This window comes from Neobittarella massiliensis (ex Bilen et al. 2018), assembly GCF_014269355.1.
Taxonomy (GTDB): Bacteria; Bacillota; Clostridia; order Oscillospirales; family Ruminococcaceae; genus Neobittarella; species Neobittarella massiliensis.
This window is the reverse complement of sequence record NZ_JACOGI010000001.1, coordinates 1,899,266-1,917,036: the sequence shown is the minus strand read 5'-3', so window position 1 is coordinate 1,917,036 and position 17,771 is coordinate 1,899,266. Positions and strand designations below refer to the sequence as shown.

13 protein-coding genes and 2 riboswitches are annotated in these 17,771 nt (G+C 59.2%); of the genes, 10 read left to right on the top strand and 3 right to left on the bottom strand.

Annotated elements, in window-relative coordinates:
* The first annotated feature begins 247 nt into the window (after window positions 1-247).
* Both rpoB and rpoC read left to right on the top strand, forming a co-directional pair.
* Window positions 248-3,979 (top strand): DNA-directed RNA polymerase subunit beta, encoded by a 3,732-nt coding sequence (rpoB, locus tag H8K20_RS08685; RefSeq protein ID WP_186488116.1) that lies wholly within the window; start codon window positions 248-250, stop codon window positions 3,977-3,979.
* 60 nt (window positions 3,980-4,039) lie between these two features.
* Window positions 4,040-7,615 (top strand): DNA-directed RNA polymerase subunit beta', encoded by a 3,576-nt coding sequence (gene rpoC / locus H8K20_RS08680; RefSeq protein WP_186488115.1) that lies wholly within the window; start codon window positions 4,040-4,042, stop codon window positions 7,613-7,615.
* Between the two features lie 144 nt (window positions 7,616-7,759).
* Here the strand turns inward: rpoC and bilS are convergent, their stop codons facing one another.
* A complete protein-coding gene (gene bilS, locus H8K20_RS08675) occupies window positions 7,760-8,269 on the bottom strand; it encodes a flavodoxin family protein BilS (RefSeq protein ID WP_186488114.1) in 510 nt (169 codons plus the stop codon).
* A 385-nt stretch (window positions 8,270-8,654) separates the two neighbouring features.
* On the opposite strand from bilS, the gene rpsL reads away from it, so the two are divergent.
* The 4 genes from rpsL to tuf all read left to right on the top strand — a co-directional run bounded on the left by rpsL (window position 8,655) and on the right by tuf (window position 13,152).
* Window positions 8,655-9,080: a 30S ribosomal protein S12 gene (gene rpsL / locus H8K20_RS08670; protein ID WP_105204898.1), complete on the top strand. Its 426-nt coding sequence runs from the start codon at window positions 8,655-8,657 to the stop codon at window positions 9,078-9,080.
* A 117-nt stretch (window positions 9,081-9,197) separates the two neighbouring features.
* Window positions 9,198-9,668 carry a 30S ribosomal protein S7 gene (rpsG, locus tag H8K20_RS08665; RefSeq protein WP_178089874.1) on the top strand — a complete coding sequence of 157 codons (471 nt, stop codon included), beginning with the start codon at window positions 9,198-9,200 and terminating at the stop codon, window positions 9,666-9,668.
* A 120-nt stretch (window positions 9,669-9,788) separates the two neighbouring features.
* Window positions 9,789-11,873: an elongation factor G gene (gene fusA / locus H8K20_RS08660; RefSeq protein ID WP_105204896.1), complete on the top strand. Its 2,085-nt coding sequence runs from the start codon at window positions 9,789-9,791 to the stop codon at window positions 11,871-11,873.
* A gap of 76 nt (window positions 11,874-11,949) precedes the next feature.
* Window positions 11,950-13,152: an elongation factor Tu gene (gene tuf / locus H8K20_RS08655; protein ID WP_105204895.1), complete on the top strand. Its 1,203-nt coding sequence runs from the start codon at window positions 11,950-11,952 to the stop codon at window positions 13,150-13,152.
* Between the two features lie 161 nt (window positions 13,153-13,313).
* Here the strand turns inward: tuf and H8K20_RS08650 are convergent, their stop codons facing one another.
* On the bottom strand, window positions 13,314-13,529 hold the full coding sequence (locus H8K20_RS08650; RefSeq protein WP_105204894.1) for a helix-turn-helix domain-containing protein: 216 nt from the start codon (window positions 13,527-13,529) through the stop codon (window positions 13,314-13,316).
* Window positions 13,530-13,622: 93 nt separating this feature from the next.
* Between H8K20_RS08650 and H8K20_RS08645 the strand changes: the two genes are divergently transcribed.
* The 3 genes from H8K20_RS08645 (at window position 13,623) to metK (ending at window position 16,359) form a co-directional block, all read left to right on the top strand.
* Window positions 13,623-13,793: a hypothetical protein gene (locus tag H8K20_RS08645; RefSeq protein WP_164998192.1), complete on the top strand. Its 171-nt coding sequence runs from the start codon at window positions 13,623-13,625 to the stop codon at window positions 13,791-13,793.
* 105 nt (window positions 13,794-13,898) lie between these two features.
* Window positions 13,899-14,038: riboswitch (FMN riboswitch) on the top strand.
* A 213-nt stretch (window positions 14,039-14,251) separates the two neighbouring features.
* A complete protein-coding gene (locus H8K20_RS08640; protein ID WP_105204893.1) occupies window positions 14,252-14,878 on the top strand; it encodes an ECF transporter S component in 627 nt (208 codons plus the stop codon).
* 24 nt (window positions 14,879-14,902) lie between these two features.
* A riboswitch (SAM riboswitch) is annotated at window positions 14,903-15,000 on the top strand.
* 159 nt (window positions 15,001-15,159) lie between these two features.
* Window positions 15,160-16,359 carry a methionine adenosyltransferase gene (gene metK / locus H8K20_RS08635; RefSeq protein WP_186488113.1) on the top strand — a complete coding sequence of 400 codons (1,200 nt, stop codon included), beginning with the start codon at window positions 15,160-15,162 and terminating at the stop codon, window positions 16,357-16,359.
* A gap of 329 nt (window positions 16,360-16,688) precedes the next feature.
* On the opposite strand, the gene H8K20_RS08630 is transcribed toward metK, so the two are convergent.
* The gene (locus H8K20_RS08630) at window positions 16,689-17,165 is read right to left on the bottom strand and encodes a GNAT family N-acetyltransferase (RefSeq protein WP_186488112.1); all 477 of its coding nucleotides are present in this window, start codon (window positions 17,163-17,165) and stop codon (window positions 16,689-16,691) included.
* A 223-nt stretch (window positions 17,166-17,388) separates the two neighbouring features.
* On the opposite strand from H8K20_RS08630, the gene H8K20_RS08625 reads away from it, so the two are divergent.
* A complete protein-coding gene (locus tag H8K20_RS08625; protein ID WP_186488111.1) occupies window positions 17,389-17,736 on the top strand; it encodes a hypothetical protein in 348 nt (115 codons plus the stop codon).
* Window positions 17,737-17,771: the final 35 nt, after the last annotated feature.

Genomic DNA, 17,771 nt, shown 5'->3' with positions numbered 1-17,771 from the left:
CAGGTGTCGCTCTGCTCTGTTGCAGTAGATCAAAAAAACGGAAAAAGTCGCTAAAATCACAACTTTTCCCGTGCAAATCGGTTGACATCAGGAGATATCTATACTATAATGATATACTGTATCAAAATGGATATTTGTAGCTCTCGCACAAGTATTATAGCATGAACCCGCCGTGAAATCAACATCATTTTTTATCGGATTTACCGGTAATGAGGGATGTTCAATAGATGAAGGAGTGATCGAGCCTATGGTGAATGTCAAGCCGACCAAGCTGGGTAAAAACGTCAGGATGAGCTTTTCCAAGATCAACGAAGTACTGGAGATGCCCAACCTGATCGAGGTGCAGAAAAACTCGTACCAGTGGTTTTTGGAGCAGGGCCTCAAAGAGGTATTTGAGGACGTGTCCGCCATCACCGACTACACTGGCAATCTGGTTTTGGACTTTGTGGACTATCGCCTCGACGACGAGCCCAAGTACTCGGTAGAGGAGTGCAAGGAGCGCGACGTCACCTTCGCCGCCCCTCTGCGGGTCACCGCCCGGCTGTTTAACAAAGTCACCGGCGAGGTCAAGCAGCAGGAGATCTTCATGGGGGATTTTCCCCTCATGACCGACAGCGGCACCTTTGTCATCAACGGCGCCGAGCGGGTCATCGTCTCCCAGCTGGTGCGCAGCCCCGGCGTGTACTACGGCATGGAGCACGACAAGACCGGTAAGGAGCTGTTCACCTCCACCGTCATCCCCAACCGCGGCGCCTGGCTGGAGTACGAGACCGACTCCAACGACATCTTTTACGTCCGCATCGACAAGAACAGAAAGATCCCCGTCACCACCTTCATCCGCGCATTAGGCCTGGGTCAAAACAGCCAGATCATCGACTTCTTCGGCGAGGACCCCAAGATCATGGCCACCCTGGAAAAAGACACCACCGAGTCCACCGAGGAGGGCCTGCTCGAGACCTACCGCAAGCTGCGCCCCGGCGAGCCGCCGACGATCGAGAGTGCCCAGACCCATATCGACAACCTCTTCTTCGACGCCCGCCGCTACGACCTGTCCAAGGTGGGCCGCTACAAGTACAACAAAAAGCTGGCCCTGGGCGACCGCATCTCCGGCCAAAAATTGGCCGAGCCCGCCATCGACCCCATGACCGGCGAGATCATCGCCGAGGCCGGCGAGCTGCTCACCCGCGAAAAGGCGCTGCAGATCCAGGAGTCCGGCCAGGACACAGTGGTGCTCGACGTAGAGGGCCGCCAGGTCAAGGTCATCTCCAACGGCATGGTCGATCTGGCCCACTTCGTGCCCGGCATCGACCCGGCCGCGTGCGGCATCCGCGAAAAGGTCCGTTTCTCGGTACTGCTGGATATCCTCGAGGCCGCTGAGGGTGACGAGGAGCTCAAAGAGCTCATCACCCAGAAAAAAGACGAGCTGGTGCCCAAGCACATCATCATCGACGATATCTTCTCCTCTATCAACTACTTAAACTGCCTGGCGCAGGGCATCGGCACCACCGACGACATCGATCACCTGGGCAACCGACGCATCCGCTCGGTGGGCGAGCTGCTGCAAAATCAGTTCCGCATCGGCTTTTCCCGTATGGAGCGGGTCATCCGTGAGCGCATGACCCTGCAGGCCCAGGAGCTGGAGAGCGCCACCCCGCAGGCCCTCATCAACATCCGCCCGGTGGTGGCCTCTATCAAAGAGTTCTTTGGTTCCAGCCCGCTGTCGCAGTTTATGGATCAGACCAATCCCCTGGCCGAGCTCACCCACAAGCGCCGCCTGTCGGCCCTGGGCCCCGGCGGCCTGTCCCGCGATCGCGCCGGGTTCGAGGTCCGCGACGTGCACTACAGCCACTATGGCCGCATGTGCCCCATCGAGACCCCTGAGGGCCCCAACATCGGCCTGATCTCCTACCTGGCTACCTTTGCCAAAATAAACGAGTACGGGTTTATCGAGGCGCCTTTCCGCAAGGTGGATAAGGCCACCGGTGTCGTCACCGACGAGGTGGTCTACATGACCGCCGACGTGGAGGACAACTTCGTGGTGGCCCAGGCCAACGAGCCGCTGGACGAAGAGGGCCACTTCAAAAACAAAAAGGTCAACGCCCGCCACCGCGACGAGATCCTCGAGATCGGCCGCGACAAGGTCGACTACATGGACGTATCGCCGAAGATGGTGCTCTCGGTGGCCACCTCCATGATCCCCTTCCTCGAAAACGACGACGCCAACCGCGCGCTGATGGGCTCCAACATGCAGCGGCAGGCAGTGCCGCTGCTCAAGACCGAGAGCCCGGTGGTGGGCACCGGTATGGAGTACAAAGCCGCCGTCGATTCCGGCGTCTGCGTGCTGGCCAAACACGACGGCGTGGTCGAGGCCGTCAGCGCCGACGAGGTGCTGCTGCGCACCGACGAGGGAAAACTCGAGCGGTACAAGCTCATCAAGTTCATGCGCTCCAACCAGGGCACCTGCACCAACCAGCGCCCGGTAGTCGACAAAGGCGAAAAAGTGGTCAAGGGCCAGGTGCTGGCCGACGGCCCCGCCACCGACAACGGCGAGATCGCGCTGGGCAAAAACGCGCTCATCGGCTTTATGACCTGGGAGGGCTACAACTACGAGGACGCCGTCCTCATAAACGAGAAGATCGTCCGCGACGACGTCTACACCTCGGTGCATATCGAGGAGTACGAGACCGAGGCCAGAGACACCAAACTGGGCCCCGAGGAGATCACCCGCGACATTCCCAATGTGGGCGAAGAGGCCCTCAAGGACCTCGACGAGCGCGGCATCATCCGCATCGGCGCCGAAGTGCGCGCCGGCGATATCCTGGTGGGCAAAGTCACCCCCAAAGGCGAGACCGAGCTCACCGCCGAGGAGCGCCTGCTGCGGGCCATCTTTGGCGAGAAGGCGCGCGAGGTGCGCGACACCTCGCTGAAGGTGCCCCACGGCGAGTACGGTATCGTGGTCGACGTCAAGGTGTTCACCCGCGAGAACTGCGACGAGCTCAGCCCCGGCGTCAACATGGTGGTGCGCTGCTACATCGCCCAGAAGAGAAAGATCTCGGTGGGCGACAAGATGGCCGGCCGCCACGGCAATAAGGGCGTCGTGTCCCGCATCCTGCCGCAGGAGGATATGCCCTTCCTGCCCGACGGCACCCCGCTGGACATCGTGCTCAACCCCCTGGGCGTTCCCTCCCGTATGAACATCGGACAGGTGCTGGAGGTCCATCTGGGCCGCGCCGCCAAGGCGCTGGGCTGGAAGATGATGACCCCCGTATTCGACGGCGCCCACGAGGAGGACATCCGCGATGCCCTGCGCGAGGCCGGTCTGCGCGAGGACGGCAAGACCGTTCTGTACGACGGCCGCACCGGCGAGCCGTTTGACAACCCGGTCACCGTCGGCTATATGTACTTCTTAAAGCTGCATCACCTGGTCGACGACAAGATCCATGCCCGCTCCACCGGCCCGTACTCGCTGGTCACCCAGCAGCCTCTGGGCGGCAAAGCCCAGTTCGGCGGCCAGAGATTCGGCGAGATGGAGGTCTGGGCGCTGGAGGCTTATGGCGCCGCCTACACCCTGCAGGAGATCCTCACCGTCAAGTCCGACGACGTGGTGGGCCGTGTCAAGACCTACGAGGCCATCGTCAAGGGCCAGAACGTGCCCCAGTCCGGTGTGCCCGAGTCGTTCAAGGTGCTCATCAAAGAGCTGCAGTCGCTGGCGCTGGATATCCGTGTGCTGGATAAAGACGGCGAGGAGATCGACCTCAAACAGAACTTCGACGACGAGGATATGGGCATCCCCAAAGTGGTGGATGACGAGGCGTTCTCCAATGTAGCTGTCGACAGCGAGATCGAGGAGCTCAGCGTCGAGGACGTGCCCGAGGAGATCCTCACCGGCGAAGACAGCGAGGACACCGGTGCCGCCGACCTGCTGGGCGCGCTGCTCGGCGGTAACGACGACGCAGATCTTGAAGACGAGAACATGTAACGCGCTGTGATCCGCAAAAAACGGAAAACATGCCTTCTGATATAGAAAAAGGGGACGCCTATGGAATTTAATGTTTTTGAATCGATCAAGATCGGCCTGTCCTCCCCGGAGCAGATCCGGGAGTGGTCCCATGGCGAGGTCAAAAAACCCGAGACCATCAACTACCGCACCCTAAAGCCCGAGCGCGACGGCCTGTTCTGTGAGCGCATCTTCGGGCCCACCAAGGACTGGGAGTGCTACTGCGGCAAGTATAAACGGCTGCGCTATAAAGGCAAGGTCTGCGAGCGCTGCGGCGTCGAGGTCACCCGCGCCAAGGTGCGCCGTGAACGCATGGGCCATATCGAGCTGGCCGCGCCCGTATCGCACATCTGGTACTTTAAGGGTATTCCCTCCCGCATCGCCCTCATTCTCGATATCTCTCCGCGCCTGTTAGAGAAGGTGCTCTACTTTGCCTCCTACATCGTCACCGATCCCGGCTTTACGCCGCTGGAGAAAAAGCAGCTGCTCAGCGAAAAAGAGTACTGGGATATGCGCGAGAAGTACGAGGACGAGTTCGAGGCCGGCATGGGCGCCGAGTCCATCAAAAAGCTGCTGCAGGATATCGATCTCGAGGCCCTGAGCAAAGAGCTCAAAGAGGAGCTGGAGACCGCCACCGGTCAAAAGCGCATCCGGCTGCTCAAGCGGCTGGAAGTGGTCGACGCCTTCCGCCTCTCCGGCAACAAGCCCGAGTGGATGATCCTGGATGTCATCCCGGTCATCCCGCCGGATATCCGCCCCATGGTACAGCTCGACGGCGGCCGTTTTGCCACCTCCGATCTGAACGACCTGTACCGCCGGGTCATCAACCGCAACAACCGCCTCAAACGGTTGCTCGAGCTCGGCGCGCCCGATATCATTGTGCGCAACGAGAAGCGCATGCTGCAGGAAGCAGTAGACGCCCTGATCGACAACGGCCGCCGCGGCCGCCCGGTCACCGGCCCCAACAACCGGCCGCTCAAGTCGCTGTCGGATATGCTCAAGGGCAAACAGGGCCGTTTTCGTCAGAACCTGCTGGGCAAACGCGTCGACTACTCCGGCCGTTCAGTCATCGTGGTCGGCCCCGAACTGAAAATGTACCAGTGCGGCCTGCCCAAAGAGATGGCGCTGGAGCTGTTTAAGCCCTTCGTCATGAAACGTCTGGTCGAGACCGGCGCCGCCGGCAACATCAAGAGCGCCCGCAAGATGGTCGAGCGCGCCCGCAACGAGGTGTGGGACGCCCTGGAGATCGTCATCAAGGGCCACCCGGTGCTGCTCAACCGCGCGCCTACTCTGCACCGTCTGGGCATTCAGGCCTTCGAGCCGGTACTGGTCGAGGGCCGCGCTCTCAAACTGCACCCGCTGGTCTGTACCGCCTACAACGCCGACTTCGACGGCGACCAGATGGCCGTGCACGTGCCGCTGTCGGCCGAGGCGCAGGCCGAGGCCCGTTTCCTCATGCTGGCGGCCAACAACCTGTTAAAACCCTCCGACGGCCGCCCGGTGGCGGTGCCCACCCAGGACATGGTGCTGGGCTCCTACTACCTGACCATGGAGAAGCCCGGCGAGCCGGGTGAAGGGATGATCTTCCGCGACGAGGCCGAGGCCCTCATGGCCTATCAGGAGGGCTCGGTAGGGCTGCACGCCCGGGTCAAGGTCCGCCTCACCCGCGAGATCGATGGCGAGCGCTGCTCCAAGATCATCGATACCACCGTGGGCCGGCTGATCTTTAACACCCCCATCCCGCAGGACCTGGGGTATGTCGACCGCTCCGACCCCGACAAGAAGATAGACCTGGAAGTGGATTTCCTGGTCACCAAAAAGCAGCTGGGCGATATCATCGACCGCTGCATCCAGGTGCACGGCACCGCCACCACCTCCGAGGTGCTCGACAAGATCAAGGCCCAGGGCTTTAAGTACTCCACCAAAGGCGCCATCACCGTGGCCGTCTGCGATGCCGAGATCCCGCCCCAGAAAGCCGATTATCTGGCCGAGGCCGACGAGCAGATCGACCGGGTGGTCAGCCTGTACAACAAGGGCCTCATCTCCGACGACGAGCGCTATGCCAAGGTCATCGAGATCTGGGACAACTGCACCAGCAAGGTGTCCGACGCCCTGACCGACAACCTCGACCAGTATAACCCCATCTTCATGATGGCCGACTCCGGCGCCCGCGGTTCCATCAACCAGATCCGTCAGCTGGCCGGCATGCGCGGCCTGATCGCCAACACCTCCGGTAAGACCATCGAGCTGCCCATCAAGGCCAACTACCGCGAGGGCCTCAACATCCTGGAGTACTTCATCTCCTCCCGTGGCGCCCGTAAAGGCTTGGCCGACACCGCACTGCGTACCGCCGACTCGGGTTACCTGACCCGCCGTCTGGTGGACGTCTCGCAGGAGGTCATCGTCTGGGAAGAGGACTGCGGCACCCATAACGGCATCGTGGTCGAGGACATCCGTGAGGGCAACGAGATGATCGAGCCGCTGCAGGAGCGCCTTACCGGCCGCTATGCCGCCGAGCCCATCCTGCACCCCGAGACCGGCGAAGTGCTGGTCGACTGCGATACGCTGATCACCGATACCATCGCCGCTCAGGTAGTGGCCGCCGGGGTTAAGAGCGCCAAGATACGCTCCATCCTCACCTGTGACGCCACCCACGGCATCTGTGCCAAGTGCTACGGCGCCAACCTGGCTAACAAAAAAGAGATCGCCATCGGCGAGGCGGTGGGTATCATCGCCGCCCAGTCCATCGGCGAGCCCGGCACCCAGCTGACCATGCGTACCTTCCATACCGGCGGTATCGCCTCGGCTGACGATATCACCCAGGGCCTTCCCCGCGTCGAAGAGCTGTTCGAGGCCCGCCGGCCCAAGACCATGGCCATCATCAGCGAGATCGACGGTGTGGTCTCCATCCGCGAGATCAAAAAGGCCCGTCACGTGGTGGTCACCAACAACGAGACCAAAGACGAGCGCAGCTACCTCATCCCCTATGGCTCTCGTCTCCGGGTCACCGAGGGCCAGTATGTAGAGGCAGGCGATACCTTCACCGAGGGCTCAGTCTATCCCCACGACGTGCTGGCCATCAAGGGCGAGACTGCCGTGCAGAACTACCTCATCCAAGAGGTGCAGCGCGTCTACCGCCTGCAGGGCGTTGACATCAACGATAAGCATATCGAGGTCATCGTCCGCCAGATGATGAAGAAGGTGCGGGTGGACAACGCCGGCGACACCAATCTCATCTCCGGTTCGGTGGTCGAAAAAGGCGATTTCATCAAGGCCAATCAGGAGATCGAGCGCCGCATCGCCGCGGGCGAAGTCAGCTTGCAAAAGGCCAACTATATCCCGGTGCTGCTGGGTATCACCAAGGCCTCTCTGGCCACCGAGAGCTTCCTCTCGGCCGCCTCTTTCCAAGAGACCACCCGTGTGCTCACCGACGCCGCCATCAAAGGCAAAGCAGATCCGCTCATCGGCCTCAAAGAGAATGTCATCATCGGCAAGCTCATCCCGGCCGGTACCGGTATGCCCATCTACAACGACGTCGAGGTCGTCAAGCGCACCCCCGAGGACCTGGTCTCCAAGGTGGCTCCCTGCGAGTTCCAGCTCGACCAGATCGGCGAGTAATTTATCCTAAAACGACAAAAGAGCAGAGGCTTTTGCCCCTGCTCTTTTTCTTTCCGCCCCCGGCCATAACCCGTACGCCCGTTGACTTTCTGGTGTTGGCCTGTGGCCGCCTAACTGGTGCACCGAGCAGGGGAGAGGTATATTTTATAGCCCCTGTACCAGTGCCAGCGCCCACCGCTTTAGCGCCGTCAAGTCCTGTGAGTCGGGGTGGCTGCGCGCGGCGTCAAAGTTTTGCAGCATGGCCTGCGCCTGTGCGTTGCCCGGGTCGTCTTTTAGCATCTGCCGGTACCGCTGCCCCACGCTCTCGGGCATTTTGCCCTGACACATAAAGCCCGGCAACAGGCGGGCATCCGACGGTACCAGCGCCGCCACCCGCTCTAAAATGCGGTCAAAATAGTCGCGGCTGCCGCCAAACCCGGCGGTGCCGAACAGCGCCACCGTCTTGCCGTGCAGCTGGGGCAAAAAGGCAGCTGTCTGCTGGTCGCACCCGCCCTTATCAGTCCAAAACCCCACCAGGATCAGATCGGCCGCCAGTGCCGCATCGTCCGGGACCCCGCAATACAGCGGCTCGCTTTCCGCCCACAGTGGCGGCAGCGCCTTTGCCAACTGGGCTGTGTTGCCGGTGTGGCTGCTGTAAACGATCGCGTATGTCATGGCCTCTACCTCCGTCTGTCATCGCCGGGCGCTCAGCGCGCCTGGCATCTTCTTTCCTTTTATATACACAGTATACCACCGCCCTCAACCGCTCTTTTGCACCCGGTCCGGTCTGGTCCAGTCTGGTCCGGTCTGTTCTGCGCGCCCCGCCTGTCACGCAGCAGCCCGGTCTTGACAGAGCTGCATAAAAAACCAGAAACATGGTTTTACGAGGCTGATTATTTACCCAAAAACGGAAAAACTTTCATAAATGCCGCATGACAAACTTTTTATGTGGCAATATTACCTAAAAGCTTGACAAAATAATTGTATAGGTGTTAAAATTCAAATGTTGAGCCATGTCTAGATGGCCCAACTGACTCATTTTCAAGGAGGTGTAAATACATTGCCAACCTTTAACCAGCTCGTTCGCAAAGGCAGAACTGCTTCTGTGAAGAAATCGACTGCTCCGGCCCTGCAGAAAAACTTGAACACCATCAAGAAACAGCAGACCGACATGTCTTCTCCGCAAAAGCGCGGCGTATGCACTGCCGTTAGAACCATGACCCCGAAGAAGCCGAACTCGGCGCTGAGAAAGATCGCCCGTGTGAAACTGACCAACGGAATGGAAGTATCGGCTTACATCCCCGGTATCGGCCACAACCTGCAGGAGCACTCGGTTGTACTGATCCGCGGTGGACGTGTCAAGGACCTGCCTGGTGTGCGTTACCACATCATCCGCGGCACTCTGGATACCCAGGGCGTTAACGGACGTATGAAAGCGCGCTCCAAGTACGGCGCAAAACGTCCGAAGGCTGGTGCTTCGAAGTAAACAAGACTTGTTATAGCCAGATGATGGCATTTTTTATAAATGTCTCGTCTTGGCAATACGGGAGTTTTGTCGCTTTCGAGTACCTGTGAATTCATTTATATGAAGGAGGGAAGCAAAGTGCCAAGAAGAGGTAAAATTGCAAAACGCGACGTATTAGCCGATCCGCTGTACAATTCCAAGATGGTGACCCGCCTGATCAACTCCATCATGTATGATGGCAAAAAAGGTGTGGCCCAGAAGATCGTGTACGGTGCCTTCGATATCGTCAACGAAAAGACCGGTAAAGACCCTGTAGAGGTCTTCGAGCAGGCCCTCGAGAACATCATGCCTGTCTTAGAGGTCAAGGCCCGCCGTGTCGGTGGCGCCACCTACCAGGTCCCCATGGAGGTCCGCCCCGCCAGACGTCAGACCCTGGGTCTGCGCTGGCTCACGCTGTACGCCCGCAAGCGCTCCGAGAGAACCATGAAAGAGCGGCTGGCAGCCGAGATGATGGACGCCGTCAACAACACCGGCGGTTCTGTCAAAAAGCGTGAGGACACCCACAAGATGGCAGAGGCCAACAAGGCGTTTGCCCACTACCGCTGGTAGGAATACAGCCCGGACAAGCCTTTTGCCCGCGCTGTGGCGTACGGCCCATGTGGGCCGTTTTGCCAGTTTTAGATTTTTTCCTGTAGCGATACAGGTCACACACAGTTTAAGGAGGGCACTATGCCAAGAGACGTATCTCTCGAACTCACCCGGAATATTGGCATAATGGCTCACATTGATGCTGGTAAAACCACCACCACCGAGCGTATCTTGTTCTACACCGGTGTTAACCACAAGATCGGTGAGACCCACGACGGTGCAGCAACAATGGACTGGATGGCGCAGGAGCAGGAGCGCGGTATCACCATTACCTCCGCTGCTACCACTGCCCACTGGAAGGGCCATCGCATCAATATCATCGACACCCCCGGACACGTGGACTTCACCGTTGAGGTGGAGCGCTCCCTGCGCGTGCTCGATGGTTCTGTAACAGTTTTCTGTGCCAAAGGCGGCGTTGAGCCCCAGTCAGAGACTGTTTGGCGTCAGGCAGACAACTACAGAGTCCCCCGCATGGCGTTCGTCAACAAGATGGACATCATGGGCGCCGACTTCTACAACGTTGTCTCCATGATGAAAGACCGCTTAAAATGTAATGCAGTTCCCCTGCAGCTGCCCATCGGCGCCGAGGAGACCTTCCGCGGCATCATCGACCTTCTCACCATGAAGGCCGAGGTGTATTACGACGATCTGGGTCAGGATATCCGCGAGGAGGACATTCCCGAGGATATGAAGGAACTGGCAGAAAAATATCACAGCGAGCTTATCGAGGCTGTTGCAGAGCAGGATGAAGACCTGATGATGCAGTATCTCGAGGGCGAGGAGCTCTCCATCCCCGAGATGAAGAAAGTCATCCGTAAGGCCACCATCGCCAACGACTTCGTGCCGGTGCTGTGCGGTACTGCTTACAAGAATAAGGGCGTACAGCCCCTGCTCGACGCAGTGATCGACTACATGCCCGCCCCCACCGATATCGACGATATCAAGGGCGTGAACCCCGACACCGAGGAAGAGGAGACCCGTCCGTCCTCCGACGACGAGCCCTTCTCGGCGCTGGCCTTTAAGATCGCCACCGACCCCTATGTGGGCAAGCTGTGCTTCTTCCGCGTGTACTCCGGTGTGCTGCATGCCGGCAGCACCGTGTACAACTCGGTCAAGAGAAACAACGAGCGTATCGGCCGCATCCTGCAGATGCACGCCAACCACAGAAAAGATATCGAGGAAGTTTACGCCGGCGATATCGCCGCTGCCGTGGGCCTAAAGAACACCACCACCGGCGACACCCTGTGCGACCCCAAAGCCCCCATCATCCTCGAGTCCATGGAGTTCCCCGAGCCCGTTATCCGCGTCGCCATCGAGCCCAAGACCAAAGCTGGTCAGGAGAAGATGGGTATCGCGCTGGCCAAACTGGCTGAAGAGGACCCCACCTTTAGGACCTACACCGACGAGGAGACCGGCCAGACCATCATTGCCGGTATGGGCGAGCTGCACCTCGAGATCATCGTCGACCGTCTGCTGCGCGAGTTCCGCGTCGAGGCCAACGTGGGCAAACCCCAGGTCGCCTACCGCGAGACCATCCGCACCGAAAAAGAGGTCGATCACAAATACGCCCGTCAGTCCGGCGGCCGCGGCCAGTACGGCCATGTCAAGATCCGCCTGATCCCCAACGAGACCGGCAAGGGCTACGAGTTCGTCAACAAAGTCGTTGGCGGCGCCATCCCCAAAGAGTACATCCCCGCTGTCGACGCCGGTATCCAGGGCGCCATGCAGACCGGTGTACTGGCCGGCTACCCGGTGGTGGATGTGAAAGTTGAGCTGTTCGACGGTTCTTACCACGAGGTCGACTCCTCCGAGATGGCCTTTAAGATCGCCGGCTCCATGGCTTTCAAAGAGGGTATGGCCAAGGCCAACCCCGTCCTGCTCGAGCCCATCATGAAAGTTGCCGTCATCGTCCCCGAGGAGTACATGGGCGACGTTATCGGCGACCTGAACTCCCGCCGTGGCCAGATCCAGGGCATGGAGTCCAGACCTGGTTCCCAGCAGATCAACGCCTTTGTACCTCTGTCCGAGATGTTCGGCTACGCCACCGACCTGCGCTCCAAGACCCAGGGCCGTGGCCAGTACTCGATGGAGCCCAGCCACTATGTGGAGGTCCCCAAATCGATCGCCGAGGGCATCATGAACGCCAGAGCCAAAAAGGGCGAGTAGTCTTGCTTTTTTGTATCGCTCTTGATACAATGAAACCACCAAAAACTATTTTCTTTGCATAAAAGGAGGAAATACCATGGCAAAAGCTCATTTTGAAAGAACCAAACCCCATGTGAACATTGGTACCATCGGCCACGTTGACCACGGCAAGACCACCCTGACCGCTGCTATCACCAAAGTGCTGTCTTTCAAGGGCCAGGCTCAGTACGAGGCCTATGACATGATCGACAAAGCCCCCGAGGAGAGAGAGCGCGGCATCACCATCAACACCTCTCACGTAGAGTACGAGACCGACAAGCGCCACTACGCCCATGTCGACTGCCCCGGCCATGCTGACTACGTCAAGAACATGATCACCGGTGCTGCTCAGATGGACGGCGCTATCCTGGTTGTTTCCGCGGCTGACGGCCCGATGCCCCAGACCCGTGAGCACATCCTGCTGTCCCGTCAGGTCGGCGTTCCCTACATCGTCGTGTTCATGAACAAGGCAGATCAGGTCGACGACGAGGAGCTGCTGGAGCTGGTGGAGATGGAAGTCCGCGAGCTGCTGGACGAGTACGAGTTCCCGGGCGACGACACCCCCATCATCAAGGGTTCCGCTCTGGCCGCTGTCGAGTCCACCAGCACCGACATCAACGCCCCCGAGTACGCTCCCATCCTCGAGCTGATGGACGCTGTCGACGACTACATCCCCACTCCGGAGAGAAAAGCCGACCTGCCCTTCCTGATGCCTGTTGAGGACATCTTCACCATTACCGGCCGCGGCACCGTTGCCACCGGTCGTGTGGAGAGAGGCCAGCTGAACACCGGCGACGAAGTCGAGATCATCGGCCTGACCGACGAGAGAGCCAAGACCGTTGTTACCGGTATCGAGATGTTCAGAAAGATCCTGGACTACGCCGAGGCTGGCGACAACATCGGCGCCCTGCTGCGCGGTGTGCAGAGAAACGAGATCGAGCGCGGTCAGGTTCTGTCCAAACCCGGCTCCATCAACCCCCACACCAAGTTTGCCGGCCAGGTCTACATCCTGAAAAAGGAAGAGGGCGGCCGTCATACTCCTTTCTTCAACAACTATCGTCCCCAGTTCTACTTCAGAACTACCGACGTGACTGGCGTCATCACCCTGCCCGAGGGCACCGAGATGTGCATGCCTGGCGATAACGTCACTATGGACGTTGAGCTGATCACCCCGATCGCTATCGAGGAAGGCCTGCGTTTCGCTATCCGCGAGGGTGGCCGCACTGTTGGTTCGGGCGTTGTTACCGCTATCAACGGCTAATTTAGCTTTTTGAGCTGCTATAAAAGAGAGCTGTACGTTTCGTACAGCTCTCTTTTTGCATGATCTCTACATTTCCCACACAGAATATCTCCACATAAAAAGGCCGGTCCTACCAAAATCCAGTTCGCAGCCCGGCCTTTTCCCCAGTGGTCCTGTATATGCTATTTTCTGCCGGACTGCGCATCATCCGTCAATCGCAGAATATAATCGGTACTCACCCCATAAAAGTGGGCTAACCCTACCAGAATATCCTCGGTCAACGGCTGAGTACCGGTCTCTATGTAGCTGTATTTGCGCTGCGTAATGCCCAGCGCCGCCGCCACCTGCCGCTGTGATAGATCGTGATCCTCCCGCAGATCGCGCATCCTGTTTTTCATCTTTATCACCCGAGTAAAGCATACGATAGATAAAATCTATCTATTGACATTTAGATAAATAATATCTATAGTAAGTTAGAAGAGGTGATACTTTTGACAGATTATCAAAGACTATATACCTATCTTTTTAACCAGGTTACCGACTGTATCGAGCTGCTCAAACAGGCTCAGATAGAGGCAGAAGAGCAGTACCTCAAAATGGATGACTCGCCGTCACCGGCAGAGTCCCCCACAAACGACACACCGCCCCTGCAAAGGCCATAGATCGCCACAAAATATATACAAAACGTATAATACGCATAAAATATGTCGTTTTGTGCCGGCAGATCAGTGTTGACAAACCCCATCAGTGCGCTATAATATAGGTGCAGTCTGTTTCAGGGCGAGGTGCGATTCCTCACCGGCGGTAAGGGGCGTTGCCCCGAGCCCGCGACCGCACAGTCTCTGCTGTGCGCTGATCTGGTGTGATTCCAGAGCCGACGGTATAGTCCGGATAGAAGAAACGACACACCGCGGCAGCATCTCTGTCGGTATATCGTGTTTTTTCGCCCACAGCTACAGCTGTGGGCTCTTTTTGTCCCGCAGCCTCCGTAGCTGGTGGGGTATATACACAGTATTCCAGCGCGGTGAGCCTCCCAGAGCAGACCTCCCGGCGCAGGTGTCAGTACCAGTATCCGTAAAGAGTACACCCGCGCACATTTATTATCGCTGGAGGTACCCCTATGCAACGCAACGACCGTGTCCGCACACTCACCTATATGGCGCTGTTTGCCGCCATATCCACCCTGCTCATGTATATCGAGATGCCGCTCCCGTTCCTGCCCCCGTTTTTAAAACTCGATATCAGCGGTGCGCCTATCCTGCTGGCCGCTTTTCTGTTTGGCCCCTGGCAGGCGGTGGGCATCACCCTGGTCAAAGACCTGGTGCACCTGCTCTCCACCCAGACCGGCGGCGTGGGCGAGCTGGCCGATTTCCTCATGCTGGCCAGCTTTGCCCTGCTGTGCGGCTATCTTTACCGCTATGTACACAACCGCAAAGGCGCGCTCATCTCGCTGTCGGTGGGCACGGTCATCCTCGTCGCAGTGGGGGCGCTGAGCAACTGGTTTTTGCTCATCCCTTTCTACTCCAAGATCATGCCCATCGAGGCCATCGTCGGTGCCTGTCAGGCTATCAACAAAAATATAAACAGCATCGCCGCCTATATCTGGGTGGGGGTAGTACCCTTTAACCTCATCAAAGGGGTGGTCATCTCGCTGCTCACCTTCCTGCTCTACAAGCGTCTCTCCGGCCTGGTACACCGGCAGCCCAAAGCCGCCCCGACACGCATTGACAAATCCAGACAGGTCTAGTATAATAGCTCTCGACAATTAAATACCTTATTGCGAGTGGTGGAGGGACTAGGCCCTGTGAAACCCGGCAACCTGCAAGTTTGCAAGGTGCTAAATCCTACGGTACTACCGAGAGATAAGGCCGCTTAAAAAAGTATAGAGCGCTCGGTATGGGCGCTCTTTTTTACTGCCTGTACAAAAACGGCAGAACAAGGCCCAAAACGCAGGGATTTAAAAGTCACATCCATTTTTTCATAGCCGCCGGTCAAGGGCGGCCCGGCATTACAAAAGGAGTGCATAGTATGGCAAGACATCTGTTTACATCCGAATCGGTCACCGAGGGCCATCCCGACAAGATCTGCGACCAGATCTCCGATGCGGTGCTCGATGCGATCTTAGAAAAAGACCCCAGCGGCCGTGTGGCCTGCGAGACCGCCGTCACCACCGGTATGGTCATGGTCATGGGCGAGATCTCCACCAGCTGCTATGTCGATATCCCCAAATTGGCCCGTCAGGTCATCGCCGACATCGGTTACACCCGCGCCAAATACGGCTTTGACGGCGAGACCTGCAGCGTGCTCACCTCCATCGACGAGCAGTCGCCCGACATCGCCATGGGCGTCGACAAGGCGCTCGAGTCCAAGGTCGGCCAGCAGGATGCCGACGCCGACGAGACCGGCGCCGGCGATCAGGGCATGATGTTCGGCTACGCCTGCGACGAGACGCCCGAGCTCATGCCGCTGCCCATCAGCCTGGCGCATAAGCTGGCCAAACGCCTCACCGAGGTGCGCAAACAGGAGCTGGTCGATTACCTGCGCCCCGACGGCAAGACCCAGGTCACCGTCGAGTACGAAGACGACCGCCCGGTGCGCATCGACACCATCGTCATCTCTACTCAGCACGGCCCCGAAGTCTCTCTGGACCAGATCCGCCGCGATCTGGTAAAGCTGGTCATCGACCCCATCGTGCCCCGCGACCTGCTGGACGAGAGCACCCGCATTCTGGTCAACCCCACCGGCCGTTTCGTCATCGGCGGCCCGCAGGGTGACAGCGGCGTCACCGGCCGCAAGATCATCGTCGACAGCTACGGCGGCACCGGCCGCCACGGCGGCGGCGCCTTCTCCGGCAAAGACCCCACCAAGGTCGACCGCTCCGCCGCTTACGCCGCCCGCTACGTGGCCAAAAATATCGTCGCCGCCGGCCTGGCCAAAAAGTGTGAGATCCAGCTGGCCTATGCCATCGGCGTGGCCCACCCGGTCTCGGTGTTCGTCGATACCTTTGGCACCGGTGCCGTCAGCGACGAAAAGCTGGCCGAGGCAGTGGGCCAGGTATTTGACCTGCGCCCCGCCCGCATCATCAAAGATCTCGACCTGCGCCGCCCCATCTACCGCCAGCTGGCCGCCTACGGCCATATGGGCCGCGAGGACCTGGGCGTCCGCTGGGAGGACACCGACCGGGTCGATGCCCTCAAAGCCGCCGTATACGGTAAAACCTCGGCCTAACGAGATGAAAAAGGGGTAAGACGGGGGAAAAGCCGGGTGTGCGTAAAGGCTCCGCATCCCAGGCGAAAAGTGCCGCTCGCGGGCCCGTACGCCCACTGCTTTCCTCGATGTCGGTGCCACCTCTACTGCACATTGTGCAGTAGAGGTGGCACTGCGCTTCTCCCAACTTGCATCTCCCCAAAAATATACCGCAGTCCCCGAAACAAAAATATAAGAGATCAAAAAGAGAGCACCCAGTCGCGGCGCAGAAACTGTCTGTCCGCCCCAGGTGCTCTCTTTTTTGTGGCCGTATCTGTGGGACCGGGCGCATGCGGCACACACTGCGCACGCTACAGGGCCAGCACTTTTGCCCGGTCGATGCGCATCAGAAATTCGCCTTTGTGATCCCGCTCGCCGGTAAACACAAAGCCCAGCGACTGGTACAGCGCAGTGGCAGCAGTGTTGTCCTGGTACAGGCTCAGGTAGATGTGCCGGTGCCGGGGGTACTCGTCGGCCATGCGCCGCAGCACCGCTCTCAGCGCCGCCCGCCCGTAGCCCCGGCCCTGATACCGCTGGTCGATGAGCAGCCGGTCCATCCACAGGCGGCCGCCAGGCCCCTCTTTTTCCCACAGCCCATACATGCAAAAGCCCACCACCGTCTCGCCGGCGCATACCGCCAGCGGTCTCCACAGCGCCAGCTCTGCCGCCTCCTGCAGGCAGCGGGCAGTGGTCTCGATAAAGTTCTGCTGGCTCTTTTCTACCCGCAGCGCCAGCACCTGCGCCCGGTTGTGTTCATCCACCGGCCGCAGCGCGATCTCTCGGTCCATATTTGTCCTCCCCCGGTTCTGCCTGCCGTCGGCCGGTCCCGGCCCCGCCACCGCCCGAACAGTCCCCGGCGCGTTACCGGTGTACACGATACATACGGTATCCGCTTTCCCCCATTGTAGCGCGGCGGCCCATAAAAGAAAAGCCACAAATCAGTCTGGGAGTGACCCTTTTTCTTCTGTTTTCATAGAATGGGTAGAATTTTTAAGATAGGGGGCTCTTGTCATGAAACTGATCACGATGCTGTTTTTGGTGGTGCTGGCGGCGCTGGGCTTGTGGGAGGTGGTGCGCATGTTGGGCGACCGGCTCGACAGTTGCCGCCGCCGGCAGCTCACGCTGATGCTGCCGCTGCAGGGGGATGAGCGCGACCTCGAGAACATCCTCCACAATTTAAAAAACACACAGGAGTACAGCTGCTTTCGCTGCCAGGTCTACCTGCTGGCCGAAAAGCCGCTCACCGGTGAATGCGACCAGGTGCTGCGCCGCTTTCTGGCCGATTGCCCCATGCAGCTGCAGGTGCTCTCCGCCACCCAGCTGCCCGATCTCGCCTCCGGGCGGGTGGTGCGGCCGTGAGGGCCCGGCTGTGTTCCGCCCCAGCCGGCGGGGGG

Bases quoted from the DNA above. Each gene is read 5' to 3' on its own strand.
- rpoB (WP_186488116.1), top strand. From the start codon at position 248: ATGGTGAATGTCAAGCCGACCAAGCTGGGTAAAAACGTCAGGATGAGC.
- rpoC (WP_186488115.1), top strand. From the start codon at position 4,040: ATGGAATTTAATGTTTTTGAATCGATCAAGATCGGCCTGTCCTCCCCG.
- bilS (WP_186488114.1), bottom strand. From the start codon at position 8,269: ATGACATACGCGATCGTTTACAGCAGCCACACCGGCAACACAGCCCAG.
- fusA (WP_105204896.1), top strand. From the start codon at position 9,789: ATGCCAAGAGACGTATCTCTCGAACTCACCCGGAATATTGGCATAATG.
- tuf (WP_105204895.1), top strand. From the start codon at position 11,950: ATGGCAAAAGCTCATTTTGAAAGAACCAAACCCCATGTGAACATTGGT.
- H8K20_RS08650 (WP_105204894.1), bottom strand. From the start codon at position 13,529: ATGAAAAACAGGATGCGCGATCTGCGGGAGGATCACGATCTATCACAG.
- H8K20_RS08640 (WP_105204893.1), top strand. From the start codon at position 14,252: ATGCAACGCAACGACCGTGTCCGCACACTCACCTATATGGCGCTGTTT.
- metK (WP_186488113.1), top strand. From the start codon at position 15,160: ATGGCAAGACATCTGTTTACATCCGAATCGGTCACCGAGGGCCATCCC.
- H8K20_RS08630 (WP_186488112.1), bottom strand. From the start codon at position 17,165: ATGGACCGAGAGATCGCGCTGCGGCCGGTGGATGAACACAACCGGGCG.
- H8K20_RS08625 (WP_186488111.1), top strand. From the start codon at position 17,389: ATGAAACTGATCACGATGCTGTTTTTGGTGGTGCTGGCGGCGCTGGGC.